This window comes from Candidatus Polarisedimenticolia bacterium, assembly GCA_036001465.1.
Classification (GTDB): domain Bacteria; phylum Acidobacteriota; class Polarisedimenticolia; order Gp22-AA2; family Gp22-AA2; genus Gp22-AA3.
Genome location: DASYUH010000045.1, coordinates 1 through 16,206, shown reverse-complemented (window position 1 = coordinate 16,206; position 16,206 = coordinate 1). Strand labels below are relative to the sequence as shown.

15 protein-coding genes and 1 tRNA gene are annotated in these 16,206 nt (G+C 70.2%); 10 read left to right on the top strand and 6 right to left on the bottom strand.

Features of this window, described 5'->3' with window-relative positions; genetic code table 11:
* Positions 1-9: 9 nt before the first annotated feature.
* The gene (locus tag VGV60_09385) at positions 10-1,056 is read right to left on the bottom strand and encodes a hypothetical protein (protein HEV8701468.1); all 1,047 of its coding nucleotides are present in this window, start codon (positions 1,054-1,056) and stop codon (positions 10-12) included.
* Positions 1,053-2,981, bottom strand: coding sequence for a DUF885 domain-containing protein (locus VGV60_09380; GenBank protein HEV8701467.1), 1,929 nt, complete (start codon positions 2,979-2,981; stop codon positions 1,053-1,055). The genes VGV60_09385 and VGV60_09380 overlap by 4 nt, the downstream gene beginning before the upstream one ends.
* 148 nt (positions 2,982-3,129) lie before the next feature.
* Here VGV60_09380 and VGV60_09375 point away from each other — a divergent pair, with 148 nt between their 5' ends.
* Complete coding sequence (locus VGV60_09375) at positions 3,130-3,621, top strand: tetratricopeptide repeat protein (protein HEV8701466.1); 492 nt, start codon at positions 3,130-3,132, stop codon at positions 3,619-3,621.
* 37 nt (positions 3,622-3,658) lie between these two features.
* Here the strand turns inward: VGV60_09375 and VGV60_09370 are convergent, their stop codons facing one another.
* Entirely contained in the window at positions 3,659-5,095 is a 1,437-nt protein-coding gene (locus VGV60_09370; GenBank protein ID HEV8701465.1) for a Glu/Leu/Phe/Val dehydrogenase, read from the bottom strand.
* A gap of 186 nt (positions 5,096-5,281) precedes the next feature.
* On the opposite strand from VGV60_09370, the gene VGV60_09365 reads away from it, so the two are divergent.
* Together VGV60_09365 and VGV60_09360 are read left to right on the top strand one after the other, a co-directional pair.
* Positions 5,282-5,356, top strand: a tRNA-Ile gene (locus VGV60_09365).
* Positions 5,357-5,382: 26 nt separating this feature from the next.
* Positions 5,383-6,270, top strand: a complete 888-nt coding sequence (locus VGV60_09360; protein HEV8701464.1) for an arginine deiminase family protein — start codon at positions 5,383-5,385, stop codon at positions 6,268-6,270.
* Here VGV60_09360 and VGV60_09355 read toward each other — a convergent pair.
* The 3 genes from VGV60_09355 to VGV60_09345 all read right to left on the bottom strand — a co-directional run bounded on the left by VGV60_09355 (position 6,267) and on the right by VGV60_09345 (position 10,455).
* A complete protein-coding gene (locus VGV60_09355; protein HEV8701463.1) occupies positions 6,267-7,871 on the bottom strand; it encodes an NAD(P)/FAD-dependent oxidoreductase in 1,605 nt (534 codons plus the stop codon). The two genes, VGV60_09360 and VGV60_09355, sit on opposite strands and share 4 nt — an antisense overlap.
* Positions 7,868-9,049 carry an FAD-dependent oxidoreductase gene (locus tag VGV60_09350; GenBank protein HEV8701462.1) on the bottom strand — a complete coding sequence of 394 codons (1,182 nt, stop codon included), beginning with the start codon at positions 9,047-9,049 and terminating at the stop codon, positions 7,868-7,870. The genes VGV60_09355 and VGV60_09350 overlap by 4 nt, the downstream gene beginning before the upstream one ends.
* A gap of 89 nt (positions 9,050-9,138) precedes the next feature.
* A complete protein-coding gene (locus VGV60_09345; GenBank protein HEV8701461.1) occupies positions 9,139-10,455 on the bottom strand; it encodes a dicarboxylate/amino acid:cation symporter in 1,317 nt (438 codons plus the stop codon).
* Between the two features lie 323 nt (positions 10,456-10,778).
* On the opposite strand from VGV60_09345, the gene VGV60_09340 reads away from it, so the two are divergent.
* The 7 genes from VGV60_09340 to VGV60_09310 all read left to right on the top strand — a co-directional run.
* Complete coding sequence (locus VGV60_09340) at positions 10,779-11,486, top strand: C4-type zinc ribbon domain-containing protein (GenBank protein ID HEV8701460.1); 708 nt, start codon at positions 10,779-10,781, stop codon at positions 11,484-11,486.
* Positions 11,483-11,992 (top strand): ribonuclease HI family protein, encoded by a 510-nt coding sequence (locus tag VGV60_09335; protein ID HEV8701459.1) that lies wholly within the window; start codon positions 11,483-11,485, stop codon positions 11,990-11,992. The genes VGV60_09340 and VGV60_09335 overlap by 4 nt, the downstream gene beginning before the upstream one ends.
* Positions 11,993-12,104: 112 nt before the next feature.
* Positions 12,105-12,797 (top strand): YggS family pyridoxal phosphate-dependent enzyme, encoded by a 693-nt coding sequence (locus VGV60_09330; protein ID HEV8701458.1) that lies wholly within the window; start codon positions 12,105-12,107, stop codon positions 12,795-12,797.
* Between the two features lie 15 nt (positions 12,798-12,812).
* Positions 12,813-13,319, top strand: coding sequence for a DivIVA domain-containing protein (locus VGV60_09325; protein HEV8701457.1), 507 nt, complete (start codon positions 12,813-12,815; stop codon positions 13,317-13,319).
* A gap of 34 nt (positions 13,320-13,353) precedes the next feature.
* Positions 13,354-14,682: an imidazolonepropionase gene (gene hutI / locus VGV60_09320; protein ID HEV8701456.1), complete on the top strand. Its 1,329-nt coding sequence runs from the start codon at positions 13,354-13,356 to the stop codon at positions 14,680-14,682.
* A gap of 130 nt (positions 14,683-14,812) precedes the next feature.
* Positions 14,813-15,445: a cyclodeaminase/cyclohydrolase family protein gene (locus VGV60_09315; protein HEV8701455.1), complete on the top strand. Its 633-nt coding sequence runs from the start codon at positions 14,813-14,815 to the stop codon at positions 15,443-15,445.
* 380 nt (positions 15,446-15,825) lie between these two features.
* The coding region (locus VGV60_09310) for a hypothetical protein (GenBank protein ID HEV8701454.1) at positions 15,826-16,206 on the top strand (381 nt) is incomplete at its 3' end.

The following is a 16,206-nucleotide window of genomic DNA, read 5'->3' as shown; positions in this document are numbered from 1 at the left end:
GCCGCGACGTCAGCGGTCGTCCAGGTGCCGCGCGAAGTCGGCGTAGGGGGCCTGACTGCGCGTCACCCGCGTCAGGTTGAATCCTCCCAGGGCAATCCGGTACACCGCGAATCGGGCCGGGCTTCCCGGACGACCTCGGTCCACGATCGGACCGGTCGTGAACAGAAGGGTCCGCGCGTCCAGCACCACCGGCTCCGCCGCCCCGAACGGCAGGGTGAGCGACTCGGTGATCTGCCTCAGTCCGTCCCGCGCGCCCCTCCCTCCCATGACGTAGAGATGGGGCACCCCCTCGAACGGCGTGCGGCTGAACACGATCGACCCGTCCGGCAGGAACGCCGGCGCGCCGTCCGCTGAAGCGCGCCCGCCCGGCCCCGGCGACGTGCGGGGCAGCTCGAAGTCGGACAGGCAGACCGTTGACGCCTCCAAGTCGGCGGCCTCGACGTCGGGAATCATGTGGATGCGCGGGGTGCCGGTCCGGTCCGACACGAAGACGACCGACCGCCCGTCGGCGGAAGCCGAAGGCGCCCAGTCGTCCGCGGGATGGTGCGTCAGGCGCTTCTCGCCCGTCCCGTCGAGCCGCAGCACGAAGAGGTCGCGCGTCCCCGCCGGCGCGTCCGGCTCGCCCGGCGCGGTCCTCGCGAACACGATCCGATCCGTTCCGAGCGGCTCCGGGCCGGAATCGACCGCCGGTCGATCGGGCGGATCGACCGTCAGGCGTCTCGCCTCGCCGTCCGAGGCCGCGATGTAGATCTCGGGGTTCCCGTCGCGGTCCGACACGAACACGATCCGCCCGTCCGGCAGTCGCGCCGGCATGATGTCCCGGGTGGAGCGATCGCCCAGGCCACGGCGTCCCAGAAGGCGCGCGCCCCCGTCGCCGCTCTCCTCGTAGATCCGGAGCGCCCCGCTCCGGTCGGAGACCAGAAGCGACGGCCGTCTCTCGTCGATCGCCTCGGGCCGCCCCCCGCAGGCCGAAGGCAGTGCGAGGAGGAGCGGCAGGGCGAGAATCAGGGCCCGCACGCGGGCCTCGCGGCGCCGGTCGGGCGACCGGTGGCTCACTCGCTCCCCAGGACCTGCCGTCGCAGCGCCTCCATCGGGATGGCCCCGTATGCCAGGACCTCGTCGTGGTAGGCGCGCAGGTCGAAAGAGGCGCCACGCCGCGCCTCCGCGTCGCGCCGCAGGTCGCGCCAGGCCCGCCAGCCGACGTAGTAGGTCGGCAGCTGCGTGGACGAGAGCTTCGCCCGCCGGAGCTTCCCTTCCGCCTCGGTCTTCTCCTGGAACGTGCTCTTCATCATCAGGTCGAGCGCCTCCTTGTCCGTCATGCCGAGGACGTGCAGGCGGACGTCGAGGATGGCGTTGGCGAGCACGCGCAGCTCCTCCTTCCGGAAGGTGAGGACCATCCGGGGATCGCTCCCGTCGTGGAAGCCGAGCTCGAGCATCACCTGCTCGGCGTACTGCGCCCAGCCTTCGATGTAGGCGTTGTTGCCATACACGCTGCGCAGCACGCGGCGCCATTCCGGCTGCACCCGGTTGGCGTATTCGAGCTGCGTGTAGTGGCCTGGCATCGCCTCGTGCATGGAGAGCAGCAGCAACTTGTAGCGGTTGTACTCGCGCAGCTTCGAATCGGCCTTCTCGTCGGGCCACTCCTTCGGGATCGGCGTGACGTAGTAGAGCGACTTGAGGCCCGGCTCGAGGGGGGGCGCGGCGTTGAGCCCGGCGACGCTGTAGATGCCGCGCAAGAACGGCGGCGTCTCGATGACCGCCAGGTTGTCGTGCCGGGTCATGGAGACGATCGGCTCCTTCTCCAGGAAGGCGGCGATCTCGAGCAGATCCGCCTCGATCGTCTGGAAGAGACGGTCGCGCGCCGGGCGCTCGCGGCCGATCCGGTCGAGGGTCTCGCGGACGATCGTGTTGGTCCTGGCCTCCGGGTCCTTCACGGCGGAATGGTTCCCGTGGGCCGGGAACCACTGGTCGTGCAGCGGGGTCGCCAGCGCCAGCATCTCGGACCGCACGCGCCGCACGCCGGCCTCCGCGTCGCGCAGCACGTCCATCGGGTCGAGATCGCCCTGGAAATAGGCCCGGAACTTGTCGCCGTAGAGGCCGGCCCGGAGCCGCCAGTCGCCGGTCGAGCGCGGCTTCAGGTCTTGAGACAGGAAGGACCCGAGCCGGTCGATCGCCGCGAGCGCCGGACCGCGCGCGGCGCGGTAGCGAGCCTCCAGGTCGGATCCCTTCGGAAACAGCGCCGGCAGGGCGTTCTGGATCACGTCGCGGTTCCCGTCGTTCTCCTCGATCGCCACATCGGTGTAGATCGGCGCGCTCGTCCGGAGGGCGGCGATCGCCTGATCGACGAACGCCGGGGTCTTCTCCAGGCGGGCGATGACGTCGGCGGCGCGATCCGCGGCGGGGGCGTACTCGAAGACGACCGGGAAGAAGAGGGCCGTGCCGATCGACTCGACCGCCGCCGTCGGATTGGTCTGGGTCGAGCGCACCTGCTCCAGGTCCAGGAGCGCCAGGCGGCACTGCGCGGCGATGATGTCGCGATCGATCCGCTCCTGCGCCCCGAGCGCGCCGGCGGGGAAGTCCCGATCGAGGGCCGCGATCGTGTCCCGGTAGAAGCGCAGGCGCCGGACCTCGCCGGCCGGGGAGAAGTCGTCGAGCTCCCGATCGAGATCGAAATCCTCGCCGCCGTCCGGATCGCGGTACCGGTGCAGGCCGGCCAGAGTCGCGGCGGGCGGCGACAGCGCCAGGGAGCCGCGCGTGAAGCGCTCGGCGAAGGCGGCGAAGCGCGCGCCGACGCGGTCGCCATCCCGGGCGGCGCCCCGGTCCGTCGAGGCGCCCGTCCCGTCCCGCGGCTCCTCCGTGCCGCCCCGCGGCGCCGGCCTGCGGCCGCAGGCCCCGGCGGCGAGGCCGGCGGTCAGGCACAGCGTCACGAAGACTGCGAAGCGTCCGGACAGTCGTCGCGCGTGAGAGGATGCGGTCGTCATCGTCGCCTCCGTTCGAGAGCGCCTATCTTAGCAGGAGCCCGGGCGAATACCGGGACCCGCTTCCGGCGGCGTTGACGATTGCCGCGGGCGCCGTTAGGATCCATCGCGGGGACTGGCCGGCACGCGGGCCGGCGGAGGCCGGGAGATCATGAGCGACGAAGACCGGATCGAGCGCGCCGTGCTCCTCATGCAGAAGGCCTACGAGAGGCAGACGAAAGGGGAGCTGGACGAGGCCATCCGGCTCTATCGGGCGTCGATCGACGAGCACCCGACCGCCGAGGCCCACACGTTCCTCGGCTGGACCTTTTCATTCCAGGGGCGCTACGAGGAGGCGATCGATCAGTGCAAGATCGCCATCCGGATCGATCCCAACTTCGGCAACCCGTACAACGACATCGGCTCCTACCTGATCCACCTCGGGCGGATCGATCAGGCGATCCCGTGGCTGGAGCTGGCGAAGAAGGCCACGCGCTACGAGCCGCGCCATTTCCCCTACCTCAACCTGTACCGGGTCTACCTGAAGCTCGGGGAGCTCGACCGGGCGCAGCGCGAGTTGCAGCAGGCGCTGTTCATCCAGCAGACCCTGGAGCGGCAGGCCGGCGCCGCCGAGGACGATCCGGCGCCGGGCAGCGTCAACTGACGCGCGGGAGGCCGCGGCCGGCCGAGCGGCCACGCTCCTACGGGAAGACGCCCATCTCCATGTAGCTGCGCGCCACCTTGGTGATGGCGACGGCGAACGCCGCGGTGCGCAGGTCGGCCAGGCGCGCGTCGGCCATGAGCGCGTCGCGGATCTCCCGGTAGGCGTTCTGCATCGACCCTTCCAGGCCCGAGTTCACCAGGTCCACCTCGTCGGCCCCCCGCAGGAGCTCGCGCCGCTGCTTCTCGGGGACCGTCTTGCCGGTGACCTGCTCGATCGTGAGCACCAGCTTGTCGCGGTAGATCTCGTCGAGGCGCTTCTCCATCCGGCCGTAGCGGATGTGCGACAGGTTCTTGGTCCACTCGAAGTAGGAGACGGTGACGCCCCCCGCGTTCAGGTAGATGTCGGGAATGATCATGACGCCGCGCCGGTTCAGCGCGTCGTCGGCCCCCAGCGTGGTCGGGCCGTTGGCGGCCTCGGCGATCATCTTCGTCCGGACCCGGTCGACGTTCTCGAGGGTGATCTGGTTCTCGAGCGCCGCCGGGACCAGGATGTCGCACTCCACCTCGAGGACGTCCCGCGGCCCCGCGAGGTCCTTCCCCCCGGGAAACCCCTTGAGGCCGCCGGTCATGTCGCGGTATTCCGACAGGTGGTTGATGTTCAGCCCCGAGGGGTTGATCGACCCGCCGGCCACGTCGCCGATGCCGACGATCCTGCAGCCGTCCTCCTCCGACAGGAACTTCGCCACGTGGTAGCCGACGTTGCCGAACCCCTGGATGGCGACGCGCTTCCCCTCGAGCCCTCCCGACAGGCCGAACTTCTTGAGGTCGGCCTTGTGCTTGAACGCCTCGCGGATGCCGAACTGCACGCCGCGCCCGGTCGCCTCCTTCCGCCCGCGGATCCCCCCCTGGGTGACCGGCTTGCCGGTCACGCAGGCGAGCGAGTCGACCTGGCCGGGTGAGAGCGCCTCGTACGTGTCGGCGATCCAGGCCATCTCCTGCTCGCCCGTCCCCAGGTCGGGCGCGGGGACGTTGATCCCGGGGCCGAGGAAGTTCTTGCGCACCAGCTCGGCCGTGTACCGCCGGGTGATCCTCTCCAGCTGCTCCCGCGTGTATTTCTTCGGAGAAAGGTTGATGCCCCCCTTCGACCCGCCGAACGGCACGTCCACGATGGCGCACTTGTAGGTCATCAGGGCGGCGAGCGCCATGATCTCCTCCTGCGTCACCATCTCGCTGTAGCGGATCCCGCCCTTGGTCGGCTTGCGGTGCTGCGAGTGCTCGGCGCGCCAGCCCTCGAAGATCTCGTACTTCTCGCCGATCCGTACCGGGAACTGCATGTAGTAGACCGCGTTGCAGGCCTTGATCTGGTCCAGGAGCCCCCGCGGGACGTCGAGCGTGGCGGCCGCCTTGTCGAACTGCCGGCCGACGATGTTCCAGAGGTTGAGGTCCTCGCCTGAGGTCTTGCGGCGGTTCTCCATCTCGTCCCTCCCCACCCGGCCGGATGCCCGGACCGGCTCCCGGCGCCGCGTATCCTTGCACACCGGACCCGCCCTCAACAAGGACCGGGAGGGTGTCCGAGGTATTCGGCCGGGCCGCGCTCAGGGGCCGGCTCCCCGGCCGGGCCCGCCTATATATAATGATGCCGCCGCGTGGCGGCATCGCGCGGGCCCATAGCTCAGCCTGGTAAGAGCAGCTGACTCATAATCAGTTGGTCCCTGGTTCGAATCCAGGTGGGCCCACCGCGATCTCCCGGGAGGCGGGCGGCGTGACCGAGATTGGCAGCCAGTCCGAGATTGCGCCCATCCGGCGCCTCCTCCTCAAGCATCCGAAGGACGCCTGGGTCGACCGGCGACAGGTCGAGGCGCAGTGGCGCGAGCTGCGCTTCACCGGCCCACCCGACCTCGGGAAGGCGCTCGAGGAGTACGAGCGCTTCGTGGACCTGGTGCGTCGGCCGGGGACGGAGATCAGCTTCCTGCCCCACGACCCCGACACCGGCCTCGACTCCATCTACACGCACGATCCCGTCGTCATCTCGGGGCGCGGGGCGATTCTCTGCAGCATGGGGAAGGCCGCACGGCGCGGCGAGCCGGAGGCCGCCGGCCGCTTCTTCGCGCGGTCTGACATTCCGATCGCCGGGCGGATCGAGGGCGAGGGCCGCCTGGAAGGGGGGGACGTCGTCTTCCTGGACGCGCGCACCGCCGCGGTGGGAGAGGGGTACCGCACGAACGCCGAGGGGATCCGGCAGCTCCGGCTCATCCTGGCCGGCGACATCGACGAGATCGTCGCGGTCCCGCTGCCGCACTGGAACGGCCCCGAGGACGTTCTGCATCTGATGTCGCTCGTGAGCCCGATCGATCGGGATCTTCTCCTGGTCCGCTCGCGCCTCCTGCCGGCGCCGTTCCGGCGGTGGCTGCTGGGCCGCGGATTCCAGCTGCTCGAGGTCCCGGACGGGGAGTTCGACACGATGGGGTGCAACGTCCTCGCCGTCGAGCCCCGCTGCTGCGTGATGCTCGCAGGAAACCCGGGGACGGCCCGCCTCCTGAGCGAAGCCGGCTGCGAGGTGAAGACCTACGAGGGGGGCGAGATCTCCGCGAAGGGGTGCGGCGGCCCCACCTGCCTGACGCGGCCGCTCCTGCGCCGTGCGGCGTCCTAGCGCAGCTGCTTCGCCTTCCAGTCTCTGAGGATCTGCTGCGCCGCGTTGAAGCCGGGGGCGCCGGTGACGCCGCCGCCGGGGTGGACGCCTGCGCCGCAGAGGTAGAGGCCCCGGATCGGCGTGCGGTACCGCGCCCAGCCGGGGACCGGGCGCCCCAGGAAGAGCTGCCCGAGGTTCAGGTCGCCGTGGAAGATGTTCCCCTCGGTCAGGCCGAAGCGCGACTCGAGGTCGACCGGCGACAGGATGTCGCGCGCCAGAACCGAGGTCCGGAATCCGGGGGCGACCTCCTCGATGGTGTCGGTGACGCGGTCGGCCAGCTTCTCCCGCTCGACCGTCCAGGTCCCTTCCGCGAGGTGGTAGGGGGCGTACTGCACGAAGGCGGTCAGGACGGCGCGACCCGGCGGCGCCAGGGTCGGGTCGATATGGGTCGGGACGACGCAGTCGACGTACGGCTCGGTCGAGGCCCGGCCGTGCTTGCACTCGTCCCAGGCGCGCTCGTGGTACTCGAGCCCGTGGCAGACGGTGAAGTCGGACTTGTCCGCCGGCGAGAGCGTCCGGTTCTTCGGCCACTGCGTCAGGACCGGGGGCTGGGACAGGGCGTAGTTGATCTTGGCGCAGGGCCCGGCCATCTTGATGCGCGCGATGTCCTCGAGGAACCTCCCCTCGAGCTGGCCCGGCTCGAGGAGCCTCAGGAAGGTGCGCTTCGGGTCGGCGTTGCTCGCCACCACCCGCGCCCGGATCTCCTCCCCCGACGCGAGCACGACGCCCGCGGCGCGTCCCTTCTCGACCAGGATGCGCGCCACCTCGGCGGAGGTGCGGATGACCGCGCCGAACGATCGCGCGGCGGAGGCCAGCGCCTCGGAGATCGTCCCCATGCCGCCGTGCACGTGACCCATGTACCCCTGCGACAGCTCGTCCCCGCCCGACAGGCTGTGGAACATGAGGCCGGAGGCCGAGCACGGGGTCATCGGCCCGTTGTGGGCCCCGAGGACGTTGGAGGAGCCGATCAGGTTCTTCACCTCGGGCGACTCGAAGCGTCCGTCCACCAGGTCCATGACGCTGGCGGTCAGGAATTGCGTCAGGCGGCCGGCATCCTCGTCGTCGAGGCGGCGCAGGCGCAGGCCGAGGCGCGCCAGGTCCCGGAGCGACGCCAGGCCGCCGTTGAGGGCGGGCGGCGGCTCCATGAAGAACGGCTCGAGGTAGGCCGCCAGCCGCTTGATCTCGGCGTCGAACTGCAGGAAGGCGCGGGCGTCCTTCGGCGAGAAGGCCTCGATGTCGGCGGCCGTGCGCCGGGGGTCCTGGTGCATGAAGAGCGCGCGGCCGGTGCGGCTCGGGACGAACAGGATCGGATCGCACGGCGTCATCCGGAGGCCGTACTTCGAGAGCCCCAGGTCGCGGATGACCTCGGGGCGCATCATGCTGGCGATGTAGGCGGCGGTCGAGGCGCGGAAGCCCGGTGCGATCTCCTCGGTGACGCAGGCGCCGCCGACGAGAGTGCGCCGCTCGAGGACGACGACCCTGAGCCCGGCGCGGGCCAGGAAGCCGGCGGTCACCAGCCCGTTGTGCCCGCCGCCGATGACGACAGCATCGCAGGCGTTCATGCCATGACCGGGTCGTCTTTGTATTTTGATCTCAGGAGCTCCCCCTTCGCGAAGCGCTCGAACCCGAGGGGGGCGATGTCGAGGCTGGTCCTGCCGTCGAGGATCAGCTCGGCGATCAGCCGGCCGGTGACCGGGGCCTCCTTGAATCCGTGGCCGGAGAAGCCGTAGCACAGGAGCAATCCCTCGACCCCGGGCGCCCGCCCCATGATCGGATGGAAGTCGGGGGTCCCTTCGAGCAGGCCGGCCCAGCCGCCGCGGGGCGTGCCGCTGGCCAGGCGCGGCATCGCTTTGGCCAGCCGCTCCGAGACGTCCTCGATGTAGCGATCGGAAGGGCGGGTGGGGTAGCCGTCGGCGTCGAGGTCCCCCTTGAAATAGGAGCTCCCCTCGGCCACCACCGTGTGGCCGGTCCCCTCGGGCCGGAACGACAGGCCGTTCACGAAGTCGTACACGCTCGGCGTGTCGATCGGATAGGTATCGGGCGCCTGCACGCGGATGACCGCCTCCTCGATCAGCTCGAGCTTGAGCGGCAGATCGAGGCCGACCATCCGGCCGATCCGGTCGGCCCAGGGACCGGCGGCGTTCACGACCGTGCGCGTGGCGATCGTGTCCTTCGGTGTTGTGACCCCGGTGACGCGGCCGTTGTCGAGCCGGATGCCCGTGGCCGGGGTGGCCTGCAGGATGGTCGCCCCCTGCTCCCGGGCGCGGTCGGCGAAGGCGACGGTCGTGCCGTAGCCGTCGCCGTAGCCGGCGTTCTCCTCGAATCCGAAGGCGACCGCCCCCTCCGTGTTGAGGCCGGGCACGCGCTCCCGGGCCTCGCGCGCGTCGATCAGCCGCGTCGGCACGCCGTGCTTCCGGCCGAGGGCGATGTTGTGCTCCAGCGCCTCCCGGTCCTTGCCGGTCACCATGTAGACCAGGCCGCACTGCACCCACCCGGAGTGGCCGCCGACGACCCGGTCGAAGGTGGAGAAGAAGTCGCGCCCCTGCCGGGCGATCTCCGTGACCAGGCCGGTCGAGTAGTGCTGCCGGATCATGCCGCCGGTGCGGCCGCTGCAGCCGGAGGCCAGGGTGTCCTTCTCGAGGACCACGACGTTCTTCTGGCCGCGCAGCGTCAGGTGGTAGGCGATCGAAGCCCCCTGGATGCCGCCGCCGATGATCACCACGTCCGCGGTGCGAGACATGACGAAAAACGCCCTCCTTCAGGGCGCGATCGAGACACGGGCCGATTCAATCGGAGAGCGAAGGATAGCACGGCGTTTCGCCCTGTCGCTCAGGGTTTCAGGATGTGGCCTTCGGAGCGGGCGACGCACGCCGCGACCGTGACGTCTCCGGTGACGTTCAGCACCGTGCGGCACATGTCGAGCAGGCGGTCGATCCCGACGATGATGCCGATCCCTTCGTACGGGACGCCGATGGTGACCAGGAGGGCGGTGACCAGGGGGAGCGACCCGCCGGGGACCCCGGCGGTGCCGATTCCCGAGAGGATCGACAGGAGCACCACCGTGATCTGCGCCTGGAGCGTCAGCGGGACGCCGAAGAACTGCGCCAGGAACAGGACGGTGATCCCCTCGTACAGGGCGGTGCCGTTCTGGTTGAGCGTCGAGCCGAGCGTCAGGACGAAGCCGCCGATCGGTCGCGGGATGCCGAGCTCCGATTCCGCCACGCGCAGGGTCACCGGCAGCGTGGCATTGCTCGAGGAGGTCGAGAAGGCGGTCAGCATCACTTCGCGGATGCGGCTGAAGAACAGCCAGGGGGAGTAGCGCGCGTAGTACTTCACGAGCAGCGAGTAGGTCACGAACTGGTGGATCGCCAGCCCCAGAAGGACGGTCACGACGTACCAGGCCAGGGCGGTGAGGGCGTCCAGGCCGGCGGTGGCCGTGACGCTGAACAGGAGCGCCGCGACGCCGTAGGGCGCCAGCTGCATCGCCATCCCGATCACCTTGAGGACGACCTCGTAGACCGCCTGCAGCCAGAGCAGCAGGGGCTCGACCGTCCTCCTGTCGACCAGGGTGAGGGCGACGCCGATCACCAGGGCGAACACCATCACGGCGATCATCTCGCCGTCCAGGGCGCCGACCATCGCCTTCACCGGGTTCTCGGGGATGAGGTCCACCAGGATCCGGAGCCCGGTCTTGGGAGGCGGCGGCGCCTTCACGGCGGAGGCGTTCGCGCTCATCACCTGGAGGAGCTTGGCGCGCGAGCTGTCGGACAGCCCGGCGCCGGGCCGGATGGCGTTCGCGAGGGTGACGCCGATGATGACCGAGAGGCTGCTCAGGGCCAGGGTGAAGAACAGCGTCCTCAGCCCGACGCGCCCGAGATGCCGCGGATCGCCGAGCTCGGCGACCCCCAGGATGATCGCAGCCAGGACCAGGGGGATGACCACCATGAAGATGAGGCGCAGGAAGATCTGGCCGACCGGTCTCGTCACGTTGGCGACGAACCCGCCCAGGAGGGGGCTGTCCCCCATGGCCAGGTTGGCGGCCAGTCCGAGAACGGCCCCGATGAACATGCCGAGGAAAATCCTGAAGTGCAGCGGCAGGCGGCGGCGCCCAAGGGGTGCGCGGCGAGGAGCGGGGACGTCGGCCAAGGAATCTCCGGGCGCCGGCCGGCGCCCGGCCACCCGGGATCGCCGGGGACCGCGGGGCGCGACGGGCGCCGGATGGTAGCACGCGCGTGCTATAATCGCGCCCCTTCGGGCAGGCAGGCTCCTCAAGGGTGTCGCGTGAAGCCGTATCCGCCGATCGACGATCTCATGATGAATGTGAGGCATTGGCCCGGCCGATCGCCGGGCCGGTCCCGCGGGTGCGCGGCCCCCGGGGTGCTTCCGCAAGGAAGCACCTCTTTTTTTATGTCCTGGGGAGTCGCGCCATGATGGAGGATCTTCGCAGGCTCGTCCGCCTCCAGGAGGTCATGAGCGCGATCGAGGGCCTGCAGGAGAAGATCGCCGCGATCCCCGCCGAGGTGGCGCGCCTGGAGAAGGACCTGATCGCCGCTCAGAAGGAGATCGAGAGCGAGAGCTCCCGCGTGCAGGAGCTGAACAAGGATCGGCGCCGTCTCGAGATGGAGCTCATGGGAGTCGAGACGAAGATCACCAAGTACCAGGGCCAGCTCCTCGACGTGAAGACCAACAAGGAATACCAGGCGATGCTGCACGAGATCGAGGCCTGCAAATCCGAGCGCGCGGCCCTGGACGAGAAAATCCTGGTCGAAATGGAGGAGAGCGAGAAGCGCAACGCCGCCGTCCGCGCCCTGGGGGAGAAGCTGGAGCGCCGGCGGCGCGAGACGACCGATGGCAAGTCGCGCCTCGACGCCGAGACCCGCGACCTCGAGGCCCGGATCGCCGCCCTGGAGGCGGAGCGCCGCCAGATGTCGGGGGCCATCGCGCCCGCGGTCCTGGAGCCGTTCCTGAAGGTGGCCAGGCAGCGCAAGGGGCTCGCCCTGGTCGCGGTCCAGGATGAGCGCTGTGGCGGCTGCCATGTCCGTGTCATGCCGAAGCTGATCCAGATGGTGCGCCGGGCGACCGGCCTCATCGCCTGCGACTCCTGCAAGCGCTACCTCTACGTCCCGGACGATTGGGCCCGCTCCGACGCGGCGGGCGCCGAGACCACTCCGTCGTGACGCCGCGCCCGGCCCGGCGCCGGTCGAAGCCCGCGCCTCCAGGCCTGGTCGCCCACATCGACGGCGGCGCGCGCGGAAACCCCGGGCCGGCCGGCTACGGCGTCAGCATCCAGGACGGGGAGGGCCGACCGGTGGCGGATCTCTACGGCTACCTCGGGGTCGCCACCAACAACACGGCGGAGTATGCCGCCCTCCTGGCCCTCCTCGAATACGCCGTCGCCGCCGCCCCCCCGTCGCTGCGCATCCTGTCCGACTCGGAGCTCCTGGTGCGGCAGATCAAGGGGGAGTACCGCGTGAAGCACCCGGGCCTCCAGGTCCTGCACGGCGCCGCCCGCCGCCTGATGAGCGGCCTGCCGTCGGTCGTCGTCGAGCATGTGCGCCGCGAGCAGAACCGCGCGGCCGACGCGCTCGCCAATCGCGCCATGGACCTGCGGGAAAGCTCCGGCCCGCTCCCCCGGGTCCTGCGCGATCTGCCGCCGCTCCCGTTTCAGCCCCGACTCCCGTAGGGGAGCCGGGCAGCGAAAGCCGGGCGGCGACGGTTTGACAGGCCCCGTCCCCCCGCTATATTGATTGCCTATGGCACAGGGGCCGGCCGCGGCGGGATCGATCGCAGCCAACTTGACGCGCCTCCGCGGGCGGATCGCGGCGGCGGCCCGCCGCGCGAACCGGGATCCCGGCTCGATCGTGCTGGTGGGTGTGGGCAAGACGGTGGAGGCGGAGCGGATCATGGAAGCGGTCACGGCGGGGCTCCACGATCTCGGCGAGAACCGGGTGCAGGAGGCGCGCGACAAGGCGCCGCGGATCCCGCGGAGCGTGCGCTGGCACCTGGTGGGCCATCTGCAGGCCAACAAGGCGAACCACGCGGCGCGGCTGTTCGAGGTGATCCACTCGATCGACTCCGTCGAGATCCTCTCCCGTCTGGACCAGGCGGCCGCCCGTGAAGGGCGGTCGATCGAAGGGCTGGCCCAGGTCGACCTGGCGGGCGAGGCGACCAAGTTCGGAGTTCCTGTGGACGGCCTCGATGCCGTGCTCGACCGGGCGGAGACGTGCACGTCCATGCGGGTCACGGGCCTCATGATCCTGCCGCCCTACGATCCCGATCCGGAGAGGAGCCGTCCGCACTTTCGCCGCCTGCGCGGCATCCTCGAGGAGTCGCGCCGGCGCCACCCCCGGCTCGACCTGAGGGAGCTGTCGATGGGCATGACGGAGGACTTCGAGGTGGCCATCGAGGAGGGCGCGACGATGGTCCGGGTCGGCCGCGCCCTGTTCGGAGAGCGCCGCGCCGGCCCGCCGGTCGCGGCCGGGAACTGAAGAAGGAGGAGGAGCATGAAGATCACCCCGATCGACATCAGCAGCCACCGTTTCGCGAAGAAGATGCGCGGCCTGGACCCCGAGGAGGTCCGGTCGTTCCTGAACCTGGTGGCGGGGGAGTTCGAGCGGCTGGTCATCGAGAACAACGCTCTCAAGGAGGAGCTGGCCCAGCTCAAGTCGGGAATGGCCGACTTCAAGGAGCGCGAGCGGATCCTGAAGGAGACCCTGCTGACCGCCCAGAAGCTGGCGCAGGACATGAAGGAGGAGGGCCGGAAGGAGGCCCAGCTGGTCATCAAGGAGGCGGAGATCAAGGGAGGACAGCTCCTGGATCAGGCGGCGCGCAAGGCGGGCCAGATCGAGGGGATGATCCAGAACCTGAGGGTCGAGCGCGACGCCTTCGAGCAGCGCGTCCGCTCGGCGGTCGAGCAGCACCTGCGCCTGCTCGACATGCACAAGAAGGAAGAGGAGATCGAGGACCGGCTGCGCTTCATGAAGAAGCCTTCCGCCGGGGAGAAGGTCTGATCGGCCGGGGCCCGGTCCCTCGGGATCCGTCACGATGATCGACGCCGACCTGGCGATCGTCGATGCCGCCGAGCTCGTCACCCTGGCGGGCGCCGCGCCGCGCCGAGGCGCGGCCCAGGGCGATCTCGGCGTCCTCGAGCGCGGCTGCCTGGCGGCGAAGGACGGCCGGATCGTCTTCATAGGGGACGAGCGCGAGTACCGCCGGCAAGTCCGGCTGGAGCGCAGCGGCGTTGAGATCGACGCCACCGGGCGGACCGTCCTGCCGGGCTTCGTCGACCCCCACACCCACCTGCCGTTCGCCGGGAGTCGCGAGCGCGAATTCGAGGAACGCCTGCGGGGCTCGTCCTACGAGGCGATCGCCGCCCGCGGCGGCGGCATCCTGTCCACGGTCGAGGCGACCCGCAAGGCGTCCTACGACGCCCTGATCGAGATGGGGAAGGGGCGCCTGAACCGCATGCTTCTGCACGGCACGACCACCGCCGAGGCCAAGAGCGGCTATGGCCTGACGCTCGAGGACGAGATCAAGCAGCTGCGCGTGGTGCGGGCGCTGGACGCCATCCATCCGGTCGACCTGGTGCCGACCTTCCTGGGGGCGCACGCCGTCCCCCCGGAGAGACGGCGGGAGCGCGAGGCCTACGTGCGCGAGATCGTCGATCGGATGATCCCGGAGGTCTCCCGGGAGGGGCTGGCCCGTTTCTGCGACGTCTTCGTGGATGACATCGCGTTCACGATCGAAGAGGCGGAGCGCGTCCTGACGGAGGCGGCCCGGCACGGACTCGGGCTGAGGGTGCACGCCGATCAGCTGCGCGACGGCGGGGGGGCCGCCCTGGCGGCGCGCCTCGGCGCGGCCTCGGCCGACCATCTCGAGCACGCGGGGGAGAAGGGGATTCGGGCGCTCGCCGAGTCCGGCACCGACGCCGTCCTCCTGCCGGGGGCCGCCTTCTTCATGGGGCGCGGCGCCCCGGGGCTCGGGCGTCGCCTGGTGGACGCGGGCGTGGCCGTGGCCTTGGCGACCGATTTCAACCCCGGGACCTGCCCGACCGAGGCGATGTCCGCCATCCTGCCCCTGGCCTGCATGGAGGGCGGTCTGTCGCCGGCCGAGGCGATCGTGGCCTCGACGTTGAATGCGGCCCACTCCCTCGGCCTGGCCGGGCGGGTCGGGAGCCTCGAGCCGGGCAAGGAGGCGGACGTCCAGGTGCTCGACGTTCCAAACCACCTTCACCTGGTCTACCATTTCGGCGTCAACCACTGCCGCACCGTGGTCAAGCGGGGACGCGTGGTGGTGGAGGACGGTGCCATCGCCGGGACCGCGCCGGGCACTCCAGGGAATGGCGCGACAGACAGGCCTTCCGGCGGTTTCTGACCTTGACACCCCGGAGACAGGATCGTAGATTTCCATGCCACGAGTCGGCCGCGCGCTCAGGGGCCTCATCGACCGGCTGGCGCGCCGGCTCCGTGGTGAGGCAAGGGCAGGAGCCACGAGGACACGAGCCATGCTGACCGGACTGACCGTCGAGGAATTCGTGGAGGCCCTGGCCGCTCCCACGCCGACGCCGGGCGGCGGCAGCGCTTCGGCCCTGGCAGGGGCCACGGCCGCCTCCCTCCTCCGCATGATGTGCGATCTCACCCTGGGCAGGGAGGCGTACCGGTCGCACGAGGAGGCCGTGCAGGGAATCAAGGGGCGGGCCGAGAGCCTGCGCAAGGACCTCCTGGCGCTGGTGGACCGGGACGCGGAGGCGTACGACAGCGTGGTGAAGGCGCTGCGGCTCCCCAAGTCGACCCCGGCCGAGAAGGACGCGCGCGCCGCCGCCCTGGGCCGGGCCAATCTGTTCGCCATCGAGACGCCGATGGCGATCGCGGACGCCTGCGCCGTCCTGATGGGGATGGCGGGGGAGCTGGCGTTCAAGGGGAACGTCAATGCGGTCAGCGACGTCGGGGCCGCAGCGCTCCTGGCCTACGCCGGGCTGCGCGGGGCGATTTTGAGCGTGCGGGTCAACCTCAAGGGCGTGACGGACGAGGCCCGGGCGACGAAGATCCGCGACCGGGCGAGGCGCCTCGAGATCGACTCGGAGAGGCTGCGCGAGGAGTCCCTGACGGCTGTCTACCTGCGCACCGGCAGCCGCTGATCGAGGCGCCCCCCCGAGTGCCTCGTGCCCCATCCGGGGCGCCGTTCCGGCATTGGCGTTATGACAAAGACCCATATAAAACGTCCATAAATCATCGCTCCGCGGATATGGTTCGGATTGCTGTAAAAACAATCCGCATCATGAAACAGCGGGTTCTCCACCAAGAATCAAGTTGACAACCCCCCGGTACCACCGTACAGATAGGCCACTCATATCTGCGGCTCCGCGCCCGTGGGCATGTCCCGCCGGGCCCGGATGGCGCAGGGATGCAAGGACCGGGTGACGAGTCTTCGAGGGCGTACGAGGAATCAAAAGTCTTTACCGATGAACAGGCGCCTCCAGCTCCTGCCAGGCGCCTCTTCCCATTTCGGGAGGTCATGATGAGCCGAAGTGCCTATTTCAGGTCGCTCCGTGGCGTGCTGATCGCGGGCGTGATGCTTTCCCTGCTGCTGGTCGCTCCGGCCGCATTCAACTGGGCGAGCCGTGGTGGCCGGCAGAACCAGGTGCTGACCGAGAGTGGCGGCGCCCACATGGACGAGGTCGCCGTCGAGAAGTGGAGGCGCAGGAACCCGCCCCTGAACGCGACGGCGCGGCCCGAGGGGCTGACGCCGTTCGGCAAGGGGTTCAAGGCGGCCGAGGCGCGCGATCCGCGCGGGCTGATCTCCACGAACATCGGCCATATCAATCTGAAGAAGAACGACGCCCTGAACCGCGTCCCGGCCGAGTTCCGGGCGTCCGGACCGGGCGTCCGGGCCAACGGC